Genomic DNA, 24,727 nt, shown 5'->3' on the forward strand with positions numbered 1-24,727 from the left:
TGATCCTCCTTATTTTTTTGGATTATTCTGCGCTGATTTCATGATGATTTCTTGATACATTTCTTCTACTTTTTTGATTGAAATATGTCTTGAAAAATTAAGCTCTGCATAGTTATGACAAACGTCAGCCATTTCTCTATGGCTATTGTTTTTGAGCATTTCCAGTATCGCACCCGACAATGCTACAGAATCTTCCACAGGCACCAATTGCCCTACTTCACGTGTTATAAAATCAGGTAGTCCACCTTGATTCGTGCCCACAACAGGTGCGCCACACGCCAGTGCTTCAATCGCAACCAGTCCAAAAGGTTCCGTTCTCGAAGGCACACAGCTCACATGTGCTATATTATAAAGATCAACGAGTTCATCTTGATAAATATGACCTAGAAAATGTGTATTTTTGAGCTCTAAATTGTTTTTTTGATGGATTAAGGTCTCGTAGAGCTCACCGTTTCCTGCGATAACCGTAACCACATTGCCCTGTAAAGCGATCTCATTCAATTTAGTTGCATCCAGCAAAACATCCACGCCTTTGAAATGTGCAAGCTTTCCAGCAAAGAATACCACTTGCTCATCGTTATAAACAATTCCATATTTGCCCAGCACCTCTTTAGGCGCTACTGTCTTCATTTTAAAGAGTTCTGGATTATAACCGTTCAGTATCAAACTGCGTTTTTCTTTAGGCACTTTTAAAAGTGTTTCCACTTCCCGATCCACTTGTTTTGAAATCGTAATAACCCGCTCTGCTTGTTCTGCACCTTCGAGTGCATATCGATGATACCGTTCATCTTTCACAAATCCCTTGAGATCGGTGCCATGTGCTGTGATCACATAGGGGATGTCAAAGAGACTTGCAACATAGGGGGTAATCCATAAGTGTTGTGCATGTATTATATCGGGTTTAAAGGTCTCAATGGCAATTTGTGTTGCTTTTTTAAAGGCATCAATATAGAGTGTCATTTCAAAATCCGTCAGATTATAAAAGGTGTTGACACTTCTGGGGTGTGACGTAAAACATGGAAAATCAAAAGGCACGTCCACTAGATCATCCGTATTGTGTTGATCACTTTGAAATACAATTGGCATGGATTCAAATTTCTCATATTTTATTTTATGGTGTTCAGGAAAAATAACCATGACTTCATTGCCAAAATTGACGAGTTCTTCTGCAAGATTTCTGGTATAAACACCACTTCCAGAACCTTCAAGTGGGAAATGATTCATTAATAAAACTTTCATCCTTTTCTCCTTTCAATCACCGTTGTAATTTCAAGCCAAGCGGTTTTAACTTCTTCATAGCGCTCTATCATCGCTGGCAGATTCGCCACAGCACAGTCAATCGCATGTGGCAGCTTTAAAAATCTCGAATCGTTTGTATACTCAGCCAATGCGCGTGCACCAACTTCCATCGCACTTTTTTGGACATCCGCCATGGCTTTCACATCTTCGCCAAGGATATAATTCAAAAATGGATTTCTGCCAATCCACCCCATGGAAGCATAGAAAAGCCTATTTTGGATCAAGGGATCATTTAACAAATCTGGCTGTTTCGGATATGTGCCGAAAGTGTCATGTGTGATTTTTACATCTATATCGATCACTTTGAGATGATTTTGATCAAAGAAAATCCCCATAGTGGTATCTTCTCCTCTTGTTAAATAATAACGATCCTCCATTTTGTAAAAAAACGAAAAAAAAGGAGGGATTCGATCCAAAAAGCAAGTTCTCATGGCCAAATTACCCCCGAGTAATTTGTTCGTAAAAGTTGGCGTTCGATAGGGTTCATGTATGCCAAGCTTTAAACAATTGTGAAGATCAGAAGTACTCATATAAGGAATTGCACCTTCTTTCTGAATCCCTGTTAGAAAAGCATCCATATGCTTAAATTTCATAGGTGGCAAGATAAAATAACCTGAGTAATCACTTGTCGTTGCTGCCACATCTTTAAAGAGCAAGTGATTGAGATGAACGCCAACAAAATCAATTTCTTCGCATTTGCCTTCTTTATACAGCACACAAGGATGCACATCGCTGTCAATAAAGTACACGATATCCATGCCGTCTAATAGCGCTTGAAGGAGTACCAAATTTCTTTTTTTAGAATAAGTGACCAGCCCAGTTTTTTCAAAATCATCCATGCCAAGAATTTTTATAATCGACTTTTCAGATACGCCCATCCCAAGGAGTTCATCATAAATGGGTGTCAGTCTATTCACATGAATGAGCTTTATCTTGACAAATGTTCTTACATTTTCAAGATACCCGCGGTCTATATCCTGTGAGTAAATAACAATGACCTCATCTATCATATGACCAAATCGTTTAGCGTTTAGCAAAAAATCAATCAAGGTGACTTTATCATCTAATCGATTCACAATTAAACCAAAACATTTCTTCATATTGCCCCCCCTACTTTCAAAATCCCAGATTACAAAGCTTTTACCCTTTTTTGATTGGAATATTCATATGCGCGTTTCAGAGTCTCTATAATTAACCGTTTACAATAAAAAAGACTCAGATCTACATCCTTTTAAAAAAGTAGCAGATCTAAATCTCTATACTATAAATACGATTATATTTCATCCACTGAATAACAAATAGGCATATTCAATCGTCTAGCAACGTCGAGTAACGCTTTGTTTTTATCGTTCATTTCTGCGAATTCAACTCCAGTGTACAAAATTTTCTTACAGCCATGCAACACTTCTTTTGCTTCTAAATAGATTTCATTAGAAATTTTATTAAATGAAGGTGATTTGATCACTTTTACAGCCAATGCTTTAGCAATTTGATAATCAATATCATTTTGATGAAGGACCCCGGTACAAAATGGAATCTCTCTTCTTTGAAGTTCTCTAAAATGAGCGATACCAGTTCCATCTCCTGCAATCACAAAAACTTCTGGTTCGCCAATTGATTTATTGAGTTCCACGCTTCCAAAATTGACATTATAGGAACCCTTGTCAATTTCATAAAGCTCTTGAATGATATCTGAAGAAAAAATCTCTTCTGGGCTCCCATAGTTATAAATAGTCTCGCCTTTAACACACATAATTTTATCCGCTATTTTTTGTGCTAAATCGATTTCATGTAGAGACATAATAACTGTAATCTGGTCAATTTTAGCCATATCCTTCAAGATTTTGAGAAGCTCTAATTTATGGCGTACATCTAAAAAAGAAGTGGGCTCATCTAAAATAATAATCTCGGGTTCCTGACAAATTGCCCTTGCAAGTAAAATGCGCTGTCTTTGTCCATCGCTGATTTCATTGAAGTTTTTATCTTTTAAATCCCATGCATGCACTTTTTTAAGCGCATTTGCCACCTTTTCTTTATCCGTTTCTGTTAACCTTCCTAGATAACCCGTATACGGATACCGACCGGTTTCGACTAAGTCCCAACAAGTCATGAGATCTACTTTAATGCGGTCTGTCAAAACCACTGCAAGTTGTCTTGAAATTTCTTTAAAAGTGAGCGCCGCCATATCATTTTTTCCAATAAAGACTGTGCCTTGTAGCTTTTCAAGATGTTTTGTTAAGCTTTTCAAAATAGTGGACTTTCCAGAGCCATTAGGTCCTATCAGCGTTAAGATCTCTCCTTTTTTAAGTTTAATATTGATGTTTTTAATCAAAGGAATGCCCTGATAACCCACTGTCAATTCTTTTGAACTAAAATAATAATCATTCATATGTGTTCCTTTCTAGGTGTTATTGGGATTGCTCTGTCGCTTTAACATCAGAGAGATTACAATAGGTGCTCCAAAGACTGCCGTAACCGTACTGATTGATAATTCTGTTGGCGAAAAAGCCGTTCTTGCAATCAAATCACAAAACATACAGAAGGTTGAACCACAAATAAAAGCCGCTGGAATAACCAAAATTGGCTTTGTCGTCTTGAGGAGCATCTTTGTCATATGCGGTACCGCAATTCCAATAAATGAAATAGGGCCAGCAAATGCCGTTACAGTGGCCGATAACAAGCTTGAAAACAATATAAGCGCAATACGAAACCATTTTATGTTTACCCCTAAACTCTGTGCGTAGGATTCTCCCAATAAATATGCTCCAATAGGCTTTGAAAGTAAAAAAACAATGCCCGACACCGTGAAAATAATTGTCGCTGCAAACTTAAACGAGGTCCACGATGCACCTGAAAAGCTGCCTAGAGCCCACGTATATATATTAGTAACTTGATATTCATTCGCAAATGCAATAAAAAAATCGGTAAATGCCGAACAAATATAGCCAATCATAATGCCTGCAACAAGCAACATAGAGATACTTTGTACTCTTTTAGAAATTGTCAAGACAAAGAACATAGACACAAGAGAACCAACAAAAGCCGCTAATACAAGCTCCAATGAAGTAAAAGTCCCATGGTATTTGGTGGCAATAATCATTGCAAAGGCCACCGTCATCTTAGCGCCTGAAGAAATGCCGAGCACATAAGGCCCCGCTATGGGATTTCTAAAAAAAGTTTGAAGCAAAAATCCGGATATGGATAACCCACCACCTAAAACTGCTGCTGTCATAAGTCTCGGCAGCCTGATTTTCCACAAAATATTATAATTTGAAGTGATCAAAGCATTTTTATTAAATATGATGTCTAGAATTTCAGGCACTGAAATAGCAACACTTCCAGAATTGATATTTGCCACTACAACACAGCAAAATAATATTATGAGCACAACGAAAACAACTTGATATCTCACGTATGCCATCCATTTGGCTTTAATTTTCATGCTCATCTCCTTAGTTAATGCACTATTTAAGCTTAAAAAGATACTTTAGATTTGTAAGTGACGCGTCATCTGTTGTCAATACCGTATTAATATCGCCAATCATATTCCCCATCACATCACTGATTTGAAAAAACTCAGGGCAAGTTGCCCAAACATGGCCCTCTTTAACGGCTTTGAAATCTGAAATCAGAGCATTTTTTTCAAGTAGATCTTCTAGTGTATTGGGTTTTCCACCAGTACTATACATATACAAAATATAATCCGCATCTTTTGCTTGATCATAAAAAGCTTCCATTTCCATGGTGGTTGAATTGCTGCCAGAATTCTCAAGGTCAGTAAATATATATTGCCCACCTGCAAGTTCTACCATTTTAGTCACATAATCATCCATATTTCTGACATATAATTTCCCTTTTGAAGTGATATAGAAGATCGCAACTGTTTTGCCTGTCTTCTCATTGTTTGAAAGCGTTTTTACCGTTTCTGCTTGTTTATCAAACAGCTCATTGGCAATACTCATATCCAGATCAAGAAGTGCCGCATAGAATTTTAACCACTCTACTTTTCCAAGTGGATGAGTCTCATTACTACCACGATCAATGATTACAGGTATGGAGAGTTCGTTAAATTTAGAAACGACATCTGGTTCCGCATCGATCATTGCCGACTGAATGGTTAAATTGGTCCCATTTTCCACAAGCAATTCATAGTCGGGTTCGTTGTATTTCCCCGCAAATATAATTTTGCCATCTGTCATAGCCTGTGCCACTTCATCGATTGACCAATCTTCAATTTTCGTGCCGCAAAACCGAACATAATCAAGACCTTGCATTGCATTAATGAGAGACATCGTTGGCGTTGTGGAAATATATAATCCTTGAATCGGTCTTTGAATCATCGTAATATCAGCGCTTAAATCTTCTGGCACTTGCCCGTGCTCTGGAATAATCAAATACTGAGTATCCTCTCCAACCGTTAAAAGGGTATACCCCTTCTCAAAATAATCCACTTTAAAGGCGTGAGCATACTCCAGTTTAAGACTTTTAATGTATTTTAGATGCCCTGCTACTGGTTGAGACTCTAAAACAACTTCCCCCTCAGATAAATTCACGGCTTCATTTTCTAATCGATCGCTTTCAGATTGAACATTTTCAGTCTTTTGTGTTCCAGAAGCAGATTCTTGAACCGTAGCGGTGCATCCTGTAAGACTTGCAAATACAAACAACATAACCATTATTAACGATATAAACTTTTTCATTGTGTTATTCTCCTCTAAACTTACATATTTTTTATGCTTTGAGTCGTTTGAAGTGTCAATATAAATAAGACTATTGCATACACCAAAAGTACCACCAAAGATTGATATTGGATTGGATCTCCATAAGAAATCGCCCGGAGCAAACCACTTGCATGTGGTAAAGGTAAAAAGTTGATAAAAGTTTGTGCCACTTTAGGCACTTTTTCAAGTGGGAAAAAGGTATTACATAAAAATGTCATTGGCATAATCACAAAGGTTGAGAATCGACTAATATCTGAATGTGTCTTTGCAATCATAGAAGCCAACACCCCTAATAATGAAAATACAACGCCGTTAAGCCACATCACTAAGAAAAAAAGTGGCGTAACACTTACAACGTTTTGAAAAGGCATGACAACAATCAAAAGTAAAACGCCTGCATACATGCCTCTAATAGAACCCCCTATAATCTGCCCCACTAGATATTGCCACCATGGCGTGGGGGATATGATAATTTGCTTGAAGGATTTTTCAAATAATCTTTGGATATTGAGCGATGTCCCCACAGAGGCATAACTGGTATTCATCGTGGAAAGTGCAATAATGCCTGGAATTAAAAATTGAATGTAGGGATGACCGTTTACCAGACGATCACCTAAACCCCAACCAAAGGCGATTAAGTACAAGACAGGACTCATAATTGCTGCCAATGTGATCTTAATCCATTCGTATTTGAATTCCACATATTTTTCCCATAACACGCAAACTATTCCCATCAGCTTATTTCAACCCCACTTTCTGATATTTTGACAAAGACATCTTCAAGAGAGGTACTTCTGATATTGATTCGATCATGCGTTGTGGTGGCAAATGCCAATGCCATTTCTTTATTTTCAAAGTAGTAGCTCTTTGTAGCATTGCCATCAAATACATCCACCGAAAATTCGCCTAATTCCGTGATCAATCTTTTCGGATTTTCAAGTTTTACAATCTTACCATTTCGCATCATGGCAACTCTGTGGCACAGAGCTTCCGCTTCTTCAATATAATGTGTCGTCAATATAATCGTTAAACCTTCTTCGTTGAGCTTTCTCAGCAAATCCCACATTTGCCTTCTAAACATGAGATCCAGTCCCGCTGTGGGCTCATCTAAAAATATAATTTCAGGTTCTGTTAAAAGTGCCCTGCAGAGCATAAGCTTTCGCTTCATACCCCCAGATAGCTTTCTCACAATTTTCTTGCGATGCTTCGCCAAATCACAAATCTCTAGCAATTCATTGCTTCGACTTCTAATCAATTTTTTAGGCATCCCATGCAATCTCCCTTGAAATTCCATAATCTGATCCAAATTCATATCCGATCTCAAAGAATACTCTTGTGTCACCAAAGAAAATTTCTTTTTTAAATCCACTCGGTTCCGTGCAAGTTTTTGCCCCGATATCAAAATCTCGCCTTCTGTTGGTAAAAGTAATGTTGTCATCATTTCGATCATCGTTGTCTTGCCCGCACCATTAGGCCCAAGCAATCCAAAAAACTCCCCCTTTTTAACATGCATATCCACGCTTTTTACCGCAGGTTCCGTTTGATTTGGATAAGTTTTTGTCAAGTTCTTAAGTTCTATCATTACGGTTTCCTCCTTATAGACTTCATTGCTCTAATCCCCTTCAATCAATCCCTCAGTATTCAAATAAAGCGCTCTAAGCTGTGAAACAACCTCTTCATCGGCATCCCACATGCCTCTTTGATGACTTTCTAAAAGTCTTTCGCTGATGCTATGCGTGGACCATTTGTTCACAGATTCCAGCCAATCTCGATTTTCTTGATCGAATAAAAATTGTTCTGCGATCTTCTGATACATCCAGTCTTCAGCCACTTCAGAAGTTGCATCCCATCCGAACAAGTGATTCACTGCCATCACCACTTCTTGTGCGCCTTTGTACCCATGCCTTTTTAAGCCCTCAAGCCATACCGGATGAAAAATTTTAGTTCTTACAATACGTGCCGTTTCTGCTTTGAGCGTTCTTAAAACGGGTCTATTAGCATCTTCTGTATGCCCTGTAATTGCCAGTGGATTCTTACCCGAATGCTTCTTTACACAAGCCACTAAGCCACCATGATAGGCATAAAAATCATCGCTTGAGAACATGTCCACTTCTATATTAGATTCATTTTTTATAGTAACCTCTACAGTGGAAAGCCTTTTTTCAAACATTGCCTGCATGCGACTTCCGTGTTGCCTTGACGAATAACCATGACTGCTCCAATTGCTATACACATCCGCAATATCCTCATAGCTATCCCATGCTTTACTCTCAATGAGGTGACTCACTCCTGCGCCATAAGTCCCTGGTGCTGCACTAAAAACTCTGATTTTTGAACGTTCAGAGGCTTCATCCATATCAATGCCTTGTTGAATTAAGTCTTTTATGTCTTCATCAAAATGACGCTTTACATGATTTTCTTCATGGTTTTCCTCTAAAGCGACCACGCAGTTAACGGCCTTATCATAGAGTTCAATGAGGTTTGGATACATATCTCTAAACAGCCCAGAGACTCTCAAGGTCACATCGATTCTAGGGCGCTTTAGTTCTATCATTGGAATGGCTTCAACGTCCACAACTCTAGCGGTTTGCCCTAAATACACGGGTCTTACCCCCATCAAGGAAAGACCTTCAGCAAAATCTTCCCCGTAAGTTTTAAGTGTATTGCCAGCCCATACGATCATTGCTACACTTTCTGGATACGCCTCTGATAAACTCAGGTACTTATCCAGCGTTTTTTGAGCCAATTTAACACCCACTTCATAAGCTGCCCTGGAAGGAATTTCAGCTGGATCGCCTGCATAAAAATTTCTCCCCGTCGGTAAAATGTCCGCATTGCCACGCGTTGGATTGCCGCCTTTTCCCGGTGGTACAAACCGCGCATTGATGCCATTTATAAACTGATGTCCTTCATTGCAAGTCTCCAGTACCTTTTCTTTTAAGGTTGTGCACACGTACGATAAAACTTCATTAAGTGGCTGTGTATGGCCTCTAAAAGCGCTCTTTTGAATGATTTTCTGTATAAAAAGGACTTCATATTTATGCGTATGGAGTTCATGTGTAAGTTCTGTCGCAATTGTCACGGCCTCATCATAAATGTATTGTGCTTCAGAATCTGTCGCAGTTGCCTCAAGTTGATCCTTTACTTTTTCAGGATCATGCCCCATTGCGGTTAAGACCGCATCATAAATAGAGGGGATATGGTGATTATTCACACGAACAAGCATCCTTAATAAATTAGAAAAGGGTTCGCCATGAGGTGCCTGACCAAAAATGTGAAGCCCATCTCGCGTAACTGAATTCTTAAGCTGCCCCATCCAGTGATGCAATTTTCTTATATACGCATCTGGGGCACTTTTATAATCGTTTTCATCGAGGTCGATATCTGAATTCAGCGCTAATGTCTCTGCAAGTTTATAAACTTGCTCTAGTGTACTCTGCACTTGTCCTTTACTAAATTGATTGGCGTGATTATAAGCTTTTATGGCATCATCAAGTGCGCTGAGCTCACCATAGGTTCCCGATTCTTGCATAGACGGAATCAAGTGTTCAAGAATCACTGCATGACTTCTGCGTTTGGCTTGAATCCCTTCACCGGTTATCCCCATATGATAAATATAGAGATGTGGCAAACTCCCCATGCAGATATCTGGATAACAAGCTTTTGAAAGTCCAATTTCCTTACCCGGCAACCACTCCACCGTACCATGTGTCCCCACATGAATCACCACGTCCGCTTTTAAAACTTCCTCAAGCCATCTGTAAAATGCAATATAACTATAAGGTGGTGGAAAATCCGTACTGTGATATAAAGCCTCTGCACAATTGTTATAAGCTCTGTCTGGTTGAAGTCCAATGTAGACATTGCCGTTGAGCAACCCTGGAATGATGACTTGATCATCGTGCATCATGAATGCTCCAGGTGGATTTCCCCATCGTTTTTTCAAATGGTCTGAAATTTGATCTCCAAAACGTGCCCACCACTGGTTGTATCGCTCTGGTAGTATCAGATCACACGCTTGTGTTGCGATTTCATCCTCTGTTTTATAATCATTGGTATTGGTTAGAGCCTCTGTTAATTTTACGAGGATTTCTTGTCCATTCTCAAAGGCATATTCTGTCTTAATGCCTTCATCCTTCAAAAGTGCCAGAAGCTGATAAACAGATTCAAAAGTATCTAACCCCTCTGCACAACCTATGCGATCATTGCCTGGTAAATTGTGCAGTATAATCGCTAATTTTTTATCACTTGATTTTAACTTTCCTAATTTCGCCCAATTGATAGCTAACAAACACGTTTTGCGAATTCGATCTGCCATCGGACTTGCCAGCTTGCGCTCAATAGAATCTATCATTCTCATTTCCATACTGGCTGAGGGCACGGTAATGATTTGACCGTCAAGCTCTGGTTGAAAAACGGAAGTGCCAAGACTCATAGAATCAAGGCCCTGAATCTTGTCCGCATATTCCTGAGTGCTAAAGTGTGTGATCATCATCTGCATGACGGGAATATTGAGTCTTTCAAATATGGATTTATCCATGGTTTCAGGTATATTATTATAGCCTGACATATAAGTCATAGAGAAGCCGGTCATGACAATCAACGCTTCTGGAACCACTTTTCCATCGTGAATGAAATAACGATTAATGGCATGTAAAATACCACTTTTTTTATTTTCGTCCTCAGCAATTCTGGTATATACGGGTAAAGGCGCTGCCCCTAATGCTTGAAGTGTTTCAATCGCACAATTGATATGTGCCCTATTTTGCGTCATAATGTTATTCTGATGTATGATGAGTCCAATAATCGGAAGCTTTTTTTCCATAATCTCTTTTACAAAAGTCTGTTCATCATGAGGTTCAATAAGCTGTTCCGGCATATAATAGCCTTGTAACGGCATGACTTCAAGCTCTGGAATATCAAAGTGCGCATTGACTTCATTCCCTGCGAGCATCAACACCGATTTATAATTTTTCAATGTAGGCACTTCAAAATAAGAAATCATTCTTTTATACGCTTCTGGATTTAAAGCAGATTGTGGCATAAGCTCAGAAATTTCTTCCGCTAAAGAAGAGAGAAAAAAAACAGGCATTCTATTCTTAATGCCATTCCAAAAGGTACTAAATCGATCCATTAAATGTGCGCCCCCATGAAAATAAACAATTGCAAAATCATAAGTTGTTAACGCTGACATCATTTGATCTGCTAATGGGGATTGTCTAAGTTCCCACACTGAATATATGTCACCTTCAAAGACATGCTCTGTCAAGTTCTTCAGCTCTTCCAGTGCCTGTCTCATTAAATACAATCGATCTTCTGTACCCATTAAACACAGTACTTTCATACAGTTTCCCCCTACCGTAATATTGGATTTTGGATGTTGACATACTTTTGAATCACACCAGCTCGTATGTCTTTTACTTTATAATAATGCCCACCTAACTTTGCAGAAAGTTCCCTAGCAATGCCTGCTTTGATAAAATCATTTTCTGTATCAATAACCACTGTATTGATTTTTTCAGAAGCAATCAATTCAGCCATTTTAATAGCCTCTTCTATTGGTTCACCCCCCTGCAAAGAGACATTTGCACGACCGTCAGTTATCAAAACAAGCATGGGTAAAATATTGGGATCTTTTATCTGAGCTGCTTTGATTAATTGCCATGCACTTAAAAGCCCTGCTGCCAGTGGTGTTTTGCCACCAGTTGGAAGCGATTGAAGCGCCCTATTTGCCATCTGTGCACTGGATGTTAGATCTAAAAGCACTTCTGCTGAATGCCCTTTGAAACTAACAAACCCAACTTTATCTCGTTTTTGATACGAATCCATTAGTAGTGAAAGTATCGCTTCCTTCGTTTCTTGCATGCGTTTTTTAGCGCCCATAGAACCACTGGCATCCACTAGAAAGACGATTGAGGCGCCTATATGAATCTCACGTTTTTTGAATCTATAATCTCTTTTTTCAATCACAAAAGCGGTATCTTGACGCACTCTAAACTGCTGAAAAGGTGCCGCTGCTCTGAGGGTTGCATCAAATGCAATGCCCTTACCATAGTTTTCGGATTCAGTCCAATTGACATAACGTCCCTTATAAGTGTTTGTCCTTGTCTTTTGTCTTCTGCCAGTGCCCTGTCGATAGATGCGATCCATGCCTCGATTAAATAGAGGCCTCACTTCATAAGGTGTTTGAGATCGTTCTGACTCTAGTTCTGATTCTAGTTCTGACTCTAGTTCTGATTCTAGTTCTGATTCTAGTTCTGATTCCGATTGATCTTTCTCAAGTGGTGAAGACTGTGAGTCATTTGACTGCGGTTTTTCGATTTCACCATGATCATAATCTTCAATCGAAGATGCCCTATCTCTTGGAGACTGCCCATCATCAACGCTTTGTTGATCATCACCTGTTTGTGTTTGATCACGGGATTGTGAATGACCTAATTCTCTTTTCCGATGAGGGAGCACGAATTCAGAAGCTTCATTTAAGTCTTTAAGCGTCATATAATCTCTACTGGAAAATGCCGCTATTGCCCTTGCTGTATTCAGAAGTATAATCTCACTACGATTGCCTTCACACGAAGCTTCATCAGCAATTTGAGCTGCTAATTTGATCATCTCTTTTGAAGGGCTGATATGCTTAACCCGCATTTTGGCACTTTGAATCTTCTTGGTTAATTGTTCCGTCTCAGATTCAAAACCTTCAGCAAATTGATCTGGACACGCTTCAAAGTTCAATCTTCTGCGTATGATCTCCATGCGCTTTTCAACATCTTCTTCACCACTAACTGCAACATACAAACCAAATTTATCAAGCAATTGAGGTCTGAGCATCCCTTCCTCAGGATTCATACTACCTATGAGCACTGTTTCACATGGATGACTGTGTTTGATCCCTTCGCGCTCTATTCGATTGACACCATTTGAGGTAATATTAATTAAAATGTTGACGATATTATCCGCTAATAAGTTGACTTCATCCACATACAGTATATTTTCATGTGCACGGTGTAGAATCCCTTCACGAAACACCCGTACGCCAGACGAAATTGCTTGTTCAAAATCAACAGTTCCAATCAGCATATCTTCAGTGACATTGAGCGGCAACTCTATAATTTTCATACCACAAATTTGAGCTAGCGCCCTTGAAATCGTTGATTTAGCGGTGCCCTTTTCACCACATAGCAAAACGCCGCCAATTTTAGGCTCAATTGCATTATAAATCAGTGCTCTTTTTAATTGTTCTTGTCCTACAATAGCACTGAAAGGATACGGATACTCACGCATTCAACAACGCCTCCAAGTTCATCATTTGATTCTCATCTGATTCAAATGGCAATTTTCTAAGTCTATGTGGTAATACTAAAGTAGCGGCTTTAATAATATGAGCCTTTTCTATCCGCGTTGCGCCTTCATATGCAGCGATGGTCTTAGCCGTCTTAATCATGGTTATATCTGCCCGATGTCCATCAACACCTAATTTGATGCCTAACGCTGCTACCATGCGGACTATTTCATCCGAAATAGCCACCTGGTCTAAGTTCTTTTTAGCATTTGATATCTTCTCTTTTAGAATTGCATTTTCATTTTGCCAGTCTCTATTGAAGACCTCTGAGGACTGTTCAAAACCTAGACGTCTCTTAATAATTTCCATACGCAAATCCAACGATTTTTCGCCTTCAATTTGAACTACTAATCCAAATCGATCTAGAAGTTGCGGTCTTAAATCCCCCTCTTCAGGATTCATCGTTCCAACAAGTATAAATTGAGCCGGATGTGAATAGGAAATGCCTTCGCGTTCCACTGTGTTGACCCCCATGGCTGCCGCATCTAAAAGCACATCTACAATATGGTCATCCAATAAATTGATTTCATCTACATAGAGTAAATTGCCATTTGCCTCTGCCAAAATACCGGGTTCAAATCCCTTCTCTCCATATTTGATGGCCTTATCCATATCAAGTGATCCCACCACACGATCTTCAGTTGCGCTGATTGGCAATTCCACCACATTCATGGCATAATCCTGAACCGATTTTTCTTTTAAAGTTTTACAAGATTCGCAATAGGGCCCCTCGATCCGGCAATGAAAATGACAGTCTTTAACCACTTTAACCTCTTCCATAATGGCCACAAGACTTCTAACTGCTGTGGATTTGGCCGTGCCTTTTTCGCCTCTTATGAGGACTCCTCCGATTTTAGGATTAATCAAGTTTAAAATCAACGCGAGTTTCATATCCTCTTGACCTACAATTGCTGAAAACGGATAATTCATGTACATGTGTTTACCTCCTTTGATTTGTCAGATACTGGTGAAGTTTTCTATTTAATATGCAATTTGCTGTTTTATCATCACTTGCAGGACATCCCCCCATACAATATTGAAGTATTTTACATGGACTGCAAATTTCACTGAGTTGCATTAAATGCGCATCTCTTTGGTGCATACTTAAACCAGAGTTGATATTGCCAATCAAATGAGCTGAATCCGATAACGAAGAGCAAGGGTAAAGATTGCCCTCAGGATCTATACAGAGTGATTGATCTGTCTGAGCATAACAATAAACGGCTCTCTTGATGTCACTCGATATGACCCTTTCCATTTTTTCCATGGCTTTTATTGCAACCCGTTTATGTAACCGTCTTAATTCATCATATTGATTTATGAGTTTGTCTATACCTGCCTCTAAATCCAGTTGATTTGCTGTAAGATTCTTGTGTTTACCTCTGCCCAGCGGTCTAAAAAAATCTAAACTGACACCGTGAATATGTCCTAAGTACGCTGAAAGTTGCAAGATCTGGTCAAGTGAATGGACATTATCACAAGTCACAACTGTGGTTAAATTGCATTTTATGCCTACTGTTCTTAAATTTTGAAGGCCTTCAAGAACATCTTCAAAGCTAGATTTTCCATCGGGATAAGTGCGAAGTCTATTCGCCTTGCCTATGCCATCTAAGCTAACGCCTATGGATACCCTCATCTGTTTCAGTTTTTGACAGATTTCCTTGGATAAAAGTGTGCCATTCGTCTGGACGGACAGTAGGAGTTGTCGCTTGGTCTCTATACCATAGATATATATGGCTTCTATCAAAGGCATATTCAGCAGGGGTTCCCCACCTGTAAATTGGATTTTAAGGACCTCTCCAGGTCTTGAAAATCTTTCAATTGCTGATATCGCCACGCCTTGAGTCATATGGACTTTAGGGCCTTCAGAAGCATAACAATAATCACAATTTAGATTACAGCGTTGAGTCACTCTTAACACTAACAGCTTTATGGACAAGTCAGTTCCTCCTCATCAATTGAATATTTAGGCTTTAGTCAAATAATCAAAGCGTATACTCAGTCCGCTTCGCTACCTTCGTAACACTTGCACAATCCTATCGGATTGCATTCAGTGGAAGTTTGGACTCCCACTGAATTAGGAATATGAACCCCCACTTAGAGAAGTGGGGGACATCTCCTCAAGGGTTATATTAAAAAATTGACAAAAAAAACGCCAACACAAAAAATGCATTGACGGATATCAACAAAGCTCTATTTGTCTTACAAGGAGACAACACCATCGAAATAAGTATCCTGACTTTGCTTCAACGCTCCCCTCGTCTTCCCAGTTTCCCAGTGACATATATAAGGTTCACTCCGCATTACAGTGGCCGTACCGTTCATGATTCACACATGATTCCATAACTTCGATTGAATTCTATTCAGTTTTTGAGTTACTCTCTTATTTATCAAATAGATATCTTAACATAAATGATCTTATCTTTTTCAATACATTTTGTCAACATCATTTTAAAAAAGCGGGTTAAAGCGTCTAAAGTTGAGCAAAATTTTACCGTATAATGTCTTTTATGGGATGTACGCGATGCAGTATAGGGTAGAGGGTTTATGCGAAACTGACTTTTGACACTCTAACGATCGTTAAAAAGATTAAAAAATATTTAGGTTTCTTCAACGCTTGCGCTTCTACTAGTTCCCAAAATAAGCTTTTGCCACTTTTAAACTTTCAATAATGGGAATATGCTGAGGACACTTTGGTTCACATGCCCCACATGCAACACAATTACTTGCCTTCGCTTCGGGTTTCAACATGCCTTGATAGTTACTATTAACCCCTTCAAAATTATTGAACATATTGCCTCTGTTATACAGCGCAAATACTCTTGGAATCTCAACACCCTGTGGACAAGGCACACAATACTTACAATCTGTACAAGGAATTTGAACCTTTTGATTATAAGCTTCTCTCACCTTTGAGATCATGGCATGGTCTTCTTCTGTTAACGTATTCGCCTCTAGACGATCTGCTATGTCTATATTTTCTTTAAGCTGCTCTAAATTAGACATGCCGCTTAAAACCACTTTTACATTTTCAAAATTAGCAATATAACGCAGTGACCATTCTACTGGCGACCAGTTTCTTGGAGATTGCTTCCAAAGTTCTAAAATATCATCTGAAGGTGTTGCCAGCATGCCGCCTTTCAGCGGCTCCATAATAATCATAGGGATCCCCAACTCTTCTGCAAGTTTGACGCCCTTTAAACCGGCTTGTTCGTTGATATCCATATAGTTAAACTGAATCATACAGACATCCCAATTGTAGGCTCTAATGATTTCATCAAAAGCTTCAAAATCATCGTGGAATGAAAAACCAATATGCTTGATCTTGCCCTTCGCTTTCATTTTTTCGATTTCGCTAAAAATATCTATTTTCTTATAAGTTTCCCATCTTTTCTTATCTAATGCATGCAATAGATAAATATCTAAATAGGATACTTGTAATTTTTCAAGTTGTTCATCCAAATATTTCTCAAAATCACTAGGCTGTTCCATGAGCCAACTTGGTGACTTAGTGATCAGGGTTACTCTTTCTCTATAACCGTCTTTTAAAGCTTTTCCAACGATAAGTTCACTATTGCCACCATGATAAGGATACGCCGTATCTATATAATTCACTTCGTGATCAATGGCATATCGAATCATTTCAATTGCTTTTTCTTCATCAATTTGTTCTGAATTGCCCTCTACGATTGGTAATCTCATACAGCCAAGACCAAGTACAGAAGACGTGATGTTTGTTTTTCCAATCTCTCTAAATTTCATGAAGCCTCCTCATTTTACAGTTCAGATATTTCGGTTTACGAAGTTTCTAAATCTATTTTACCTCTTTGGAAGACCTTACGTCAATCTTAAAGTGATCCTTTCAATATTGAGGCGTGAAGATCTGAATCCAAGATGACCCAATCCTTATTGTAGCGCTTGCGAATCATATCCAAAACGCCTTCACCCATTTCTTTTAAAATAATTTCTGGCACAAGCGTATCACCAATAGCCTCCACAACAAGGTGGATTTCTGCACAATATTCTGTCTTATGTGTACAGTTCATGCGGTAGAAAACAAACTGACACGGTTGTATGATTTCATTTTGGTTATCCGAGCCTTCAGATCCTGTTTTAAGGGTTCCACTCCAAGCGATGGGTTGCACGCTTTCATTCAGATCACCCATTTGTGAAAGTTTCGCCTTTAAAACACCATTTGCAGTCTTTACTTCAAAGTGATCTTCTTGGAAAACTGCGCCCCATTTTTCCATTTTATCTTTTCGCGTTAAACTTCTGTAAGCTTCAAAGAGATCACAGTTTAACCGTACCTTCATTTTTACAAAATTTTTCATAACGACTTCACCTCCAGATACTTAACTCATTATATCATGAATTTATTTAGATCGACTATATTATCAGCGCCCCCTTGAAGTCAACCCAATTAAAATCGGGTTGACTTCTGGGATTTCTTCATTTATCCTTAATTCATGAGGTATACTTAAGCCATCATATTGAAAGGTATAATATGATTAAAAAAACAGAAAAATGGATTTTAGGATTGATTATTCTCATCCTCCTAATCGTTGCCTATCAACATTATGAGGATACGAAAGTGATCAAACTCATCCATTCACCAGAAAATATACAAATATTAAAAATCAATCAGCTTGATATTAAAAACGAAGCGCAATTTGAAGGGCAATTTGATGAAATTGTGGCCACATTAAGTCACTATAATTCAAATTACAAGCGTTATGGTTATAAAAGAGATGGCATGACCAGAGTTTGGTATGAAATCATCATACTCGATGAGGCAGAATTGAAGTTTATAGTCCTTGGAGACGATAATTATTGGTATGATGGCTCAGGAAAAATGTACACCATCATCGATGGTAAAGAACTGCTTGAGGAAATAAGAGTCTTAGTTAAATAAAAAAGTAAAAGAAAAGACTTAGGATGTTAACTTATGTCTTTTCTTTTCTTGTAACCGCTTACTGTACATGGACTTTTATGTTAACCCCCACCTATATAACCACCTGTAAGGCTATCCACAGCGCAAGCGAGGACTTTAGCCTGAAAGGTGGTTATATAGGTGGGGGGGTCTTGTGTCTGACACAAAAGGCGACCTCCTAAGAGATCGCCTTTAATATTAAATGTTCTATTGATTAATTAATTTAACCGAGTTGATTAATACTCCATTTTCGCCATTCTTACATAACCTTCGTAACGTTCTTTAGCTTGCTTTTCAGCAGTTGCAAAGAGTTCTTCAGCGATTTCTGGGAATTGTGTTTTAAGTGAAGTATATCTTGTTTCAGCTAAGATGAAATCTTGGAATCCTGTCGTTGGCTCTTTTGAATCCAATGTGAATGGGTTTTTGCCCTCTTCTTTAGTTCTTGGATCAAATCTCCACAAATGCCAGTATCCTGAATCCACAGCTTCTTTCATTCTTCTTTGAGCAGTCCCCATACCTGTTTTGATACCATGGTTGATACATGGTGCATAACAGATGATTAATGATGGTCCATCATAGCTTTCAGCTTCGTGAAGTACTTTTAAGAAGTGAGCTTGATTTGCACCCATAGAGACTTGAGCAACATAGATATAACCATAAGTTGTAGCGATCATACCTAAGTCTTTTTTCTTAACGCGTTTACCAGATGCCGCAAATTTAGCAACCGCTGAAACAGGCGTTGATTTTGATGCTTGTCCACCCGTGTTTGAGTAAACTTCTGTATCAAATACGATCACATTTAAGTTTTCTCCACTTGCAAGAACATGATCAAGTCCACCGTAACCGATGTCATAAGACCATCCGTCACCACCAACGATCCATACAGAACGTTTAACGAGGTAATCAGAATTATCAGCAGCATATTGTAATGCAGCTTTACCAGCAGCATCGGTTACATTATTGTTTGCAAGAACAGCTAAAATATCCGCTGCAGCCGCTTTTGAAGCTTCTACATCTTCCATGCCAGCTAACCATGCTTTGAAAGGTGCTTTAACAGCTTCATCAATTGAAGGTAATTCAACTAATGCTTCAAAGTTTTCTTTAAGGGCATTTCGGATTGTTTTTACGCCAATCGCCATACCATAACCATACTCAGCATTATCTTCGAATAAAGAGTTCGCCCAAGCTGGTCCTTTGCCTGCCGCATTTTTAGTGTAAGGTGTAGATGGTGCTGAACCGCCCCAGATTGAAGAACAACCAGTAGCATTAGCGATCATCATTCTATCACCGTATAATTGAGTTACGGCTTTCATATATGGTGTTTCACCACAACCTGCACAAGCGCCTGAGAACTCGAACAACGGTTGAGCAAATTGAGAACCTTTTACAGTTGTAAGTGGCATTTTATCTGATTTAACAGGTAATGCCGCAACATAATTCCAGTTAGGAGATTGCTTTTCAACTTGTGTTTCGATTGGTTTCATCACCAATGCTTTTGTTTTAGAAGGACAAACATCCGCACAGTTTCCGCAACCTGTACAGTCAAATGGAGATACTTGAATTTTATAGCTTAAGCCTTCAAGTCCTTTACCCATTGCTGGTTTAGTTTCAAATGTGTTCGGTGCAGCAGCAACTTCTTCTTCTGTTAATAAGAAAGGTCTGATTGCAGCATGAGGACACACATATGAACATTGGTTACATTGAATACAGTTATCGATTTGCCATTCTGGCACATTTACTGCAATGCCACGTTTTTCGTAAGCAGCAGTCCCATGATCAAATGAACCGTCTTCAATGCCTTTAAATGTACTAACCGGAAGGTCATCACCTTTTTGAGCATTGATTGGTCTTAAGATATTTGTAATAAATGTAGGTTCGCCTTTCGCTTCAACATCAACGCCTTCTTTAGCGTCTGCCCAATCTGCTGGCACATCAATTTTCACAAGGTTTTCAATACCTGCATCAACTGCTTTGTAGTTAAGTTCAACGATTGCGTTACCTTTTTTACCATAAGATTTTTCAATTGCTTCTTTTAAATACTCAACCGCTTGATCCAGTTCAATAACTTTAGCAAGTTTAAAGAATGCCGCTTGCATGATCATGTTAATTCTATTACCTAAACCGATATTTTCAGCAAGGCTCGTTGCGTTGATTGTATAGAAAGCAATATCATTTTTAGCGATATAACGTTTCATTTCAGCTGGTAATAGTGCATGAACTTCTTCAGTGCTCCATTTACAGTTAAGAACAAATGCGCCGCCTTTTTTAAGACCTTTTAATAAATCATATTGATATACATAAGATTGATTATGACAAGCCACATAGTCCGCTTCGTTGATTAAATAAGTGGATCTAATTGGGTTTTTACCAAATCTTAAATGCGATACAGTGATACCACCCGATTTTTTAGAGTCATATGAGAAGTATCCTTGCGCATAAAGGTCCGTTTTGTCACCGATGATTTTGATCGCACTTTTATTAGCGCCAACTGTACCATCTGATCCAAGACCCCAGAATTTACATCTGATTGTGCCTGCAGTTTCAGCAACGATTTCTTCAGTGATGTCTAAAGAAAGATTTGTTACATCATCTTTAATCGCCAATGTAAAATCATTTGCTGGTTTTGCTTCTTTAAGTTCATCAAATACTCTTTTGATATGTGATGGTGTTGTATCTTTTGAACCAAGACCGTAACGACCGCCAACGACAACAGGTGCATTTTCCACATCGTAGAACATTGCTCTGATATCTTTGTATAATGGTTCGCCATCAGCTCCTGGTTCTTTTGTTCTGTCAAGAACAGCAATTTTCTTAACAGATGCTGGTAAAACATCGAAGAAGTATTTAGGTGCCCAAGGTCTGTAAAGTCTAACTTTGATCATACCAACTTTTTCGCCTTTAGCCATTAAATAATCAATTGTCTCTTCAGCTGCTTCTACAACAGAGCCCATTGCAATGATAATTCTATCTGCATCAGGTGCACCATAGTAGTTAAATAATTTATAATCTCTACCAGTAACATTACTGATTTCATTCATATAGCCTTCTACGATTGCTGGAACAGCATTGTAGAATGAGTTAGATGCTTCTCTTGCTTGGAAGAAAATATCTGGGTTTTGTGCAGTTCCTCTAGTCACTGGATGTTCAGGGCTTAAAGCATTTTTTCTGAATGCTTTAATCGCATCATGATCCACTAACTTATCAAATACATCGTAATCAATTACTTCGATTTTTTGAACTTCATGTGAAGTTCTAAAGCCATCAAAGAAATGTAAGAAAGGTACTCTTGACTTGATTGCAGTTAAATGAGCAATTCCACCAAGATCCATTACTTCTTGAACTGATCCAGAAGCGAGCATTGCAAAACCAGTTTGTCTTGCTGCCATAACGTCTGAATGATCTCCGAAGATTGATAACGCATGAGAAGCAAGCGCTCTTGCACTAACATGGAAAACACCTGGTAATAATTCCCCAGCAATTTTGTACATATTAGGAATCATTAACAAAAGTCCTTGAGATGCCGTAAAAGTAGTTGTTAAAGCACCTGCTTGTAACGAACCGTGAACCGCACCTGAAGCACCACCCTCAGATTGAAGTTCAGATACTAATACTTTTTGTCCAAAAATGTTTTTTTTGCCATTTGCCGCCCATTCATCTACAAACTCAGCCATGTTTGAAGATGGTGTGATCGGGTAGATTGCAGCAACATCAGTAAATGCATAAGATACCCACGCAGCAGCTGTGTTACCATCCATGGTTTTCATAACTTTTTTACCCATTGAAAAATAGCCTCCTTTAATCAATATTGATTACAAAAACAGTATAGTATACAAAATACATGACTGTCAATTCATAAGAGCATGCACTTATACGATATTTTGTTAATCAATTGTCAAAATTGTACAAGACCATTATATAAGAGTTTTGATGCAATGTAAACCTTAGAAAATAAGGAAAACCGAACAAAAACCTACACAAATTATCCCTACAATATTGCTCGGATATTCCGAGTTCATACCCTGACTCATTTAAGTGATTTTTAACCGTTTTTGAAAAATATACTGTAATACAATTATACCACTTCTGTATTTTGTATACAATGTTCATTCTCTCTTTTTTTATGAATTTTTTTGACTATTTTATTCGATTTCATACTTTGCTTTTTTTTGATAAACTAATCACAAGTAAAAGGATGATATTTTTCATTTTTTATTTTATAATAGAAACAACATAGAAAGTATGATTTTAGACCTTTTTAGAATAAACAGATGGTCTAATCAATTATATTCAACTAAATTAAATTATGAGGTGAAAAAATGGAATGCAGATTAAATATTAAAGATAAGATTCACTGGATTGGCGTCAATGATCGTGAAACGACACTTTTTGAAAATTACTGGCCACTTGAAAAAGGTGTTGCATATAACTCATACATTATTAATGATGAGAAAATTGCAATCCTTGATACGGTTAAATTCAACAAAACCACAGAATACCTTGAAAAAATAAAGGAAATTGTCGGCGACAAACCCGTTGATTATCTGATTGTCAATCATATGGAACCCGATCATTCTGGTTCCATGCTTGCTCTTTTGGGCGCCTATCCTGAAATGCAGATCGTCGGCAATAAAAAAACATTTCCCTTTATTGAAGGCTTCTATGGGATTACTAAAAACTTTTATGAAGTTGGTGATGGTGATTCGTTAGACCTTGGTCACCACAAGTTAACTTTCCATTTAACCCCGATGGTGCACTGGCCAGAAACTATGATGACCTATGATGAAACTTCAAAGGTATTGTTTTCAATGGATGCCTTCGGCGGATTTGGCTCTCTTGATGGCGGTATTTTTGATGATGAAATCAATTATGAATTTTATGAAGATGAGACAAGACGTTACTATTCAAACATCGTCGCAAAATACAGCTCAATGGTACAACGTGCGCTCAAAAAAGTTGGTGGACTTGATATTCAAATCGTTGCGCCAACACACGGCCCAATTTGGAGAACCAATCCTGGAGAAATCATTTCTCTTTACGACAAATGGAGCCGATTTGAAGCTGAAGAAGGTGTGGTCATCATCTATGGCTCAATGTATGGTAACACCGCTAAAATGGCAGACTATCTTGCTCGCGTTATCGCTGAACACGGTATCAAAAATGTCAAAGTCTTTGATGCTTCAAAAACACACACCTCTTATATCTTAAGTGAAGTTTGGAAATATAAATCGGTGGTTATAGGCTCTTGCGCCTATAACACAAAAGTATTCTCTTCTGTGGCAACGGTTCTTGAGAAGTTTAGAAACTCTGGCTTAAAAGAACGTTACGTTTCCGTTTTTGGTAATAAATCGTGGTCAGGTGGCGGGGTATCTGGAATAGATGAATTCGTTTCCGAAATTGGTTGGGAAAAGATTGGACCCTCTATCGAGGCGACTTATTCTCCGAAAGATGCTGAATTTAAAGCTTTACAAAGTTTAGGTAAAGAGATTGCCGCACGTTTAAAAACTGATTTCCCAGAATAGAATCCTATAGTATTTATGAGGCTGATCGCAATATTGACGATCAGCCTTTTACAAATGTCAGTTCTTATCAAGGAGATCCCATGAATATTTTAATGATCAACGGCAGCCCACGGCATTATGAAACCTATCATCTATTAAATCTTTTAGAATCTAAATTAAGGGCAACTCAACCTTCCATCACTTCCAAAATTATCGATTTAAAATCTTTAAATTTAAAAGACTGTACCGGCTGTCATTTGTGTATCCTAAAAGATGAAGCACTTTGCCTTGAATCTGAAAAATTACATGATCTCACCCAATTGATACACCAAGCAGATTTAATCATTTTAGCTTCACCCGTTTACAATGATCATGTAACAGCACTCATGAAGAAATGGTTTGATTTTATGACCTATCTTTGGCATCGTCCTGAATTTTTTGGAAAACCATTTGTCTTAGTGAGCAGTGGGGGCGGTTCTTTTAAACCCATTTTTAAATACATGTCGAAAAATGTAAAAGCATGGGGAGGATATGTATTATATGAAATGGGTATCCCACATCTAGAAAGTTTGACCCCAAAATTCAAAGAAAAATCTATGCTTAAAATAGAACAAACGGCTGACATTATTTTACATCAACTCAAATCAAGTAATAGGTATTATCCAACGCCTAAACTCACCGATCTATTGTGGTTTAATATTTGGAAGCTAAATGCATATGCCGCAAGGGATACGCTTGTAAAAGATAATATTACCTTTACTAAAAACAATTGGTTTGAAATGCAATATTATTATGATGCTCGTATTCCACTCTATAGACTGCTCCTAAGTTCCGTTCTCACTAAAATCATAAAACATTTTATGAAAAAAGTGTATCTCGGTTATTGATTTGCTTATTTTTTCGGAAATATCTGCTCAAAGATGTGATAGAGTCCCTAGCG

The 24,727-nt window shown here is 38.3% G+C and carries 17 protein-coding genes and 1 riboswitch; of the genes, 3 read left to right on the plus strand and 14 right to left on the minus strand.

Going from position 1 to position 24,727, the window contains the following annotated elements:
• Positions 1-9: 9 nt before the first annotated feature.
• The 13 genes from F3D3_RS03590 to F3D3_RS03650 all read right to left on the minus strand — a co-directional run bounded on the left by F3D3_RS03590 (position 10) and on the right by F3D3_RS03650 (position 17,690).
• The gene (locus F3D3_RS03590; RefSeq protein ID WP_069871269.1) at positions 10-1,239 is read right to left on the minus strand and encodes a glycosyltransferase family 4 protein; all 1,230 of its coding nucleotides are present in this window, start codon (positions 1,237-1,239) and stop codon (positions 10-12) included.
• Positions 1,236-2,399, minus strand: coding sequence for a hypothetical protein (locus F3D3_RS03595; RefSeq protein WP_069871271.1), 1,164 nt, complete (start codon positions 2,397-2,399; stop codon positions 1,236-1,238). Before F3D3_RS03595 ends, F3D3_RS03590 begins: the two co-directional genes overlap by 4 nt.
• 173 nt (positions 2,400-2,572) lie before the next feature.
• The gene (locus F3D3_RS03600; protein WP_069871272.1) at positions 2,573-3,688 is read right to left on the minus strand and encodes an ABC transporter ATP-binding protein; all 1,116 of its coding nucleotides are present in this window, start codon (positions 3,686-3,688) and stop codon (positions 2,573-2,575) included.
• Positions 3,689-3,700: 12 nt separating this feature from the next.
• Positions 3,701-4,741, minus strand: a complete 1,041-nt coding sequence (locus tag F3D3_RS03605; protein ID WP_069871274.1) for an iron ABC transporter permease — start codon at positions 4,739-4,741, stop codon at positions 3,701-3,703.
• Between the two features lie 22 nt (positions 4,742-4,763).
• Positions 4,764-5,999, minus strand: a complete 1,236-nt coding sequence (locus F3D3_RS03610; protein WP_069871276.1) for an ABC transporter substrate-binding protein — start codon at positions 5,997-5,999, stop codon at positions 4,764-4,766.
• Positions 6,000-6,019: 20 nt separating this feature from the next.
• Entirely contained in the window at positions 6,020-6,739 is a 720-nt protein-coding gene (locus F3D3_RS03615; RefSeq protein ID WP_175438276.1) for an ABC transporter permease, read from the minus strand.
• A gap of 14 nt (positions 6,740-6,753) precedes the next feature.
• On the minus strand, positions 6,754-7,602 hold the full coding sequence (locus F3D3_RS03620; RefSeq protein ID WP_069871279.1) for an ABC transporter ATP-binding protein: 849 nt from the start codon (positions 7,600-7,602) through the stop codon (positions 6,754-6,756).
• 30 nt (positions 7,603-7,632) lie between these two features.
• Positions 7,633-11,364: a cobaltochelatase subunit CobN gene (gene cobN, locus F3D3_RS03625; RefSeq protein ID WP_069871281.1), complete on the minus strand. Its 3,732-nt coding sequence runs from the start codon at positions 11,362-11,364 to the stop codon at positions 7,633-7,635.
• An 11-nt stretch (positions 11,365-11,375) separates the two neighbouring features.
• Entirely contained in the window at positions 11,376-13,301 is a 1,926-nt protein-coding gene (locus tag F3D3_RS24980) for a VWA domain-containing protein (protein WP_069871283.1), read from the minus strand.
• Positions 13,294-14,295, minus strand: coding sequence for an ATP-binding protein (locus F3D3_RS03635; RefSeq protein ID WP_069871285.1), 1,002 nt, complete (start codon positions 14,293-14,295; stop codon positions 13,294-13,296). Before F3D3_RS03635 ends, F3D3_RS24980 begins: the two co-directional genes overlap by 8 nt.
• A gap of 4 nt (positions 14,296-14,299) precedes the next feature.
• A complete protein-coding gene (locus tag F3D3_RS03640; RefSeq protein WP_069871287.1) occupies positions 14,300-15,298 on the minus strand; it encodes a radical SAM/SPASM domain-containing protein in 999 nt (332 codons plus the stop codon).
• Positions 15,299-15,565: 267 nt separating this feature from the next.
• Positions 15,566-15,748: riboswitch (cobalamin riboswitch) on the minus strand.
• A gap of 239 nt (positions 15,749-15,987) precedes the next feature.
• Entirely contained in the window at positions 15,988-17,121 is a 1,134-nt protein-coding gene (locus F3D3_RS03645; RefSeq protein ID WP_069871288.1) for an aldo/keto reductase, read from the minus strand.
• Between the two features lie 86 nt (positions 17,122-17,207).
• Complete coding sequence (locus F3D3_RS03650) at positions 17,208-17,690, minus strand: hypothetical protein (RefSeq protein ID WP_069871290.1); 483 nt, start codon at positions 17,688-17,690, stop codon at positions 17,208-17,210.
• A gap of 173 nt (positions 17,691-17,863) precedes the next feature.
• On the opposite strand from F3D3_RS03650, the gene F3D3_RS03655 reads away from it, so the two are divergent.
• Positions 17,864-18,271 carry a hypothetical protein gene (locus F3D3_RS03655; protein WP_069871293.1) on the plus strand — a complete coding sequence of 136 codons (408 nt, stop codon included), beginning with the start codon at positions 17,864-17,866 and terminating at the stop codon, positions 18,269-18,271.
• A 254-nt stretch (positions 18,272-18,525) separates the two neighbouring features.
• Here F3D3_RS03655 and nifJ read toward each other — a convergent pair whose 3' ends face one another.
• Positions 18,526-22,068 (minus strand): pyruvate:ferredoxin (flavodoxin) oxidoreductase, encoded by a 3,543-nt coding sequence (gene nifJ, locus F3D3_RS03660; protein WP_069871294.1) that lies wholly within the window; start codon positions 22,066-22,068, stop codon positions 18,526-18,528.
• 537 nt (positions 22,069-22,605) lie between these two features.
• Here nifJ and F3D3_RS03665 point away from each other — a divergent pair.
• Together F3D3_RS03665 and F3D3_RS03670 are read left to right on the plus strand one after the other, a co-directional pair.
• Positions 22,606-23,808, plus strand: coding sequence for an FprA family A-type flavoprotein (locus F3D3_RS03665; protein WP_069871296.1), 1,203 nt, complete (start codon positions 22,606-22,608; stop codon positions 23,806-23,808).
• An 80-nt stretch (positions 23,809-23,888) separates the two neighbouring features.
• Positions 23,889-24,674 carry an NAD(P)H-dependent oxidoreductase gene (locus F3D3_RS03670; protein ID WP_069871297.1) on the plus strand — a complete coding sequence of 262 codons (786 nt, stop codon included), beginning with the start codon at positions 23,889-23,891 and terminating at the stop codon, positions 24,672-24,674.
• The last annotated feature ends 53 nt before the right edge of the window (positions 24,675-24,727 follow it).

Source organism: Fusibacter sp. 3D3, from assembly GCF_001748365.1.
GTDB lineage: Bacteria > Bacillota > Clostridia > Peptostreptococcales > Acidaminobacteraceae > Fusibacter_A.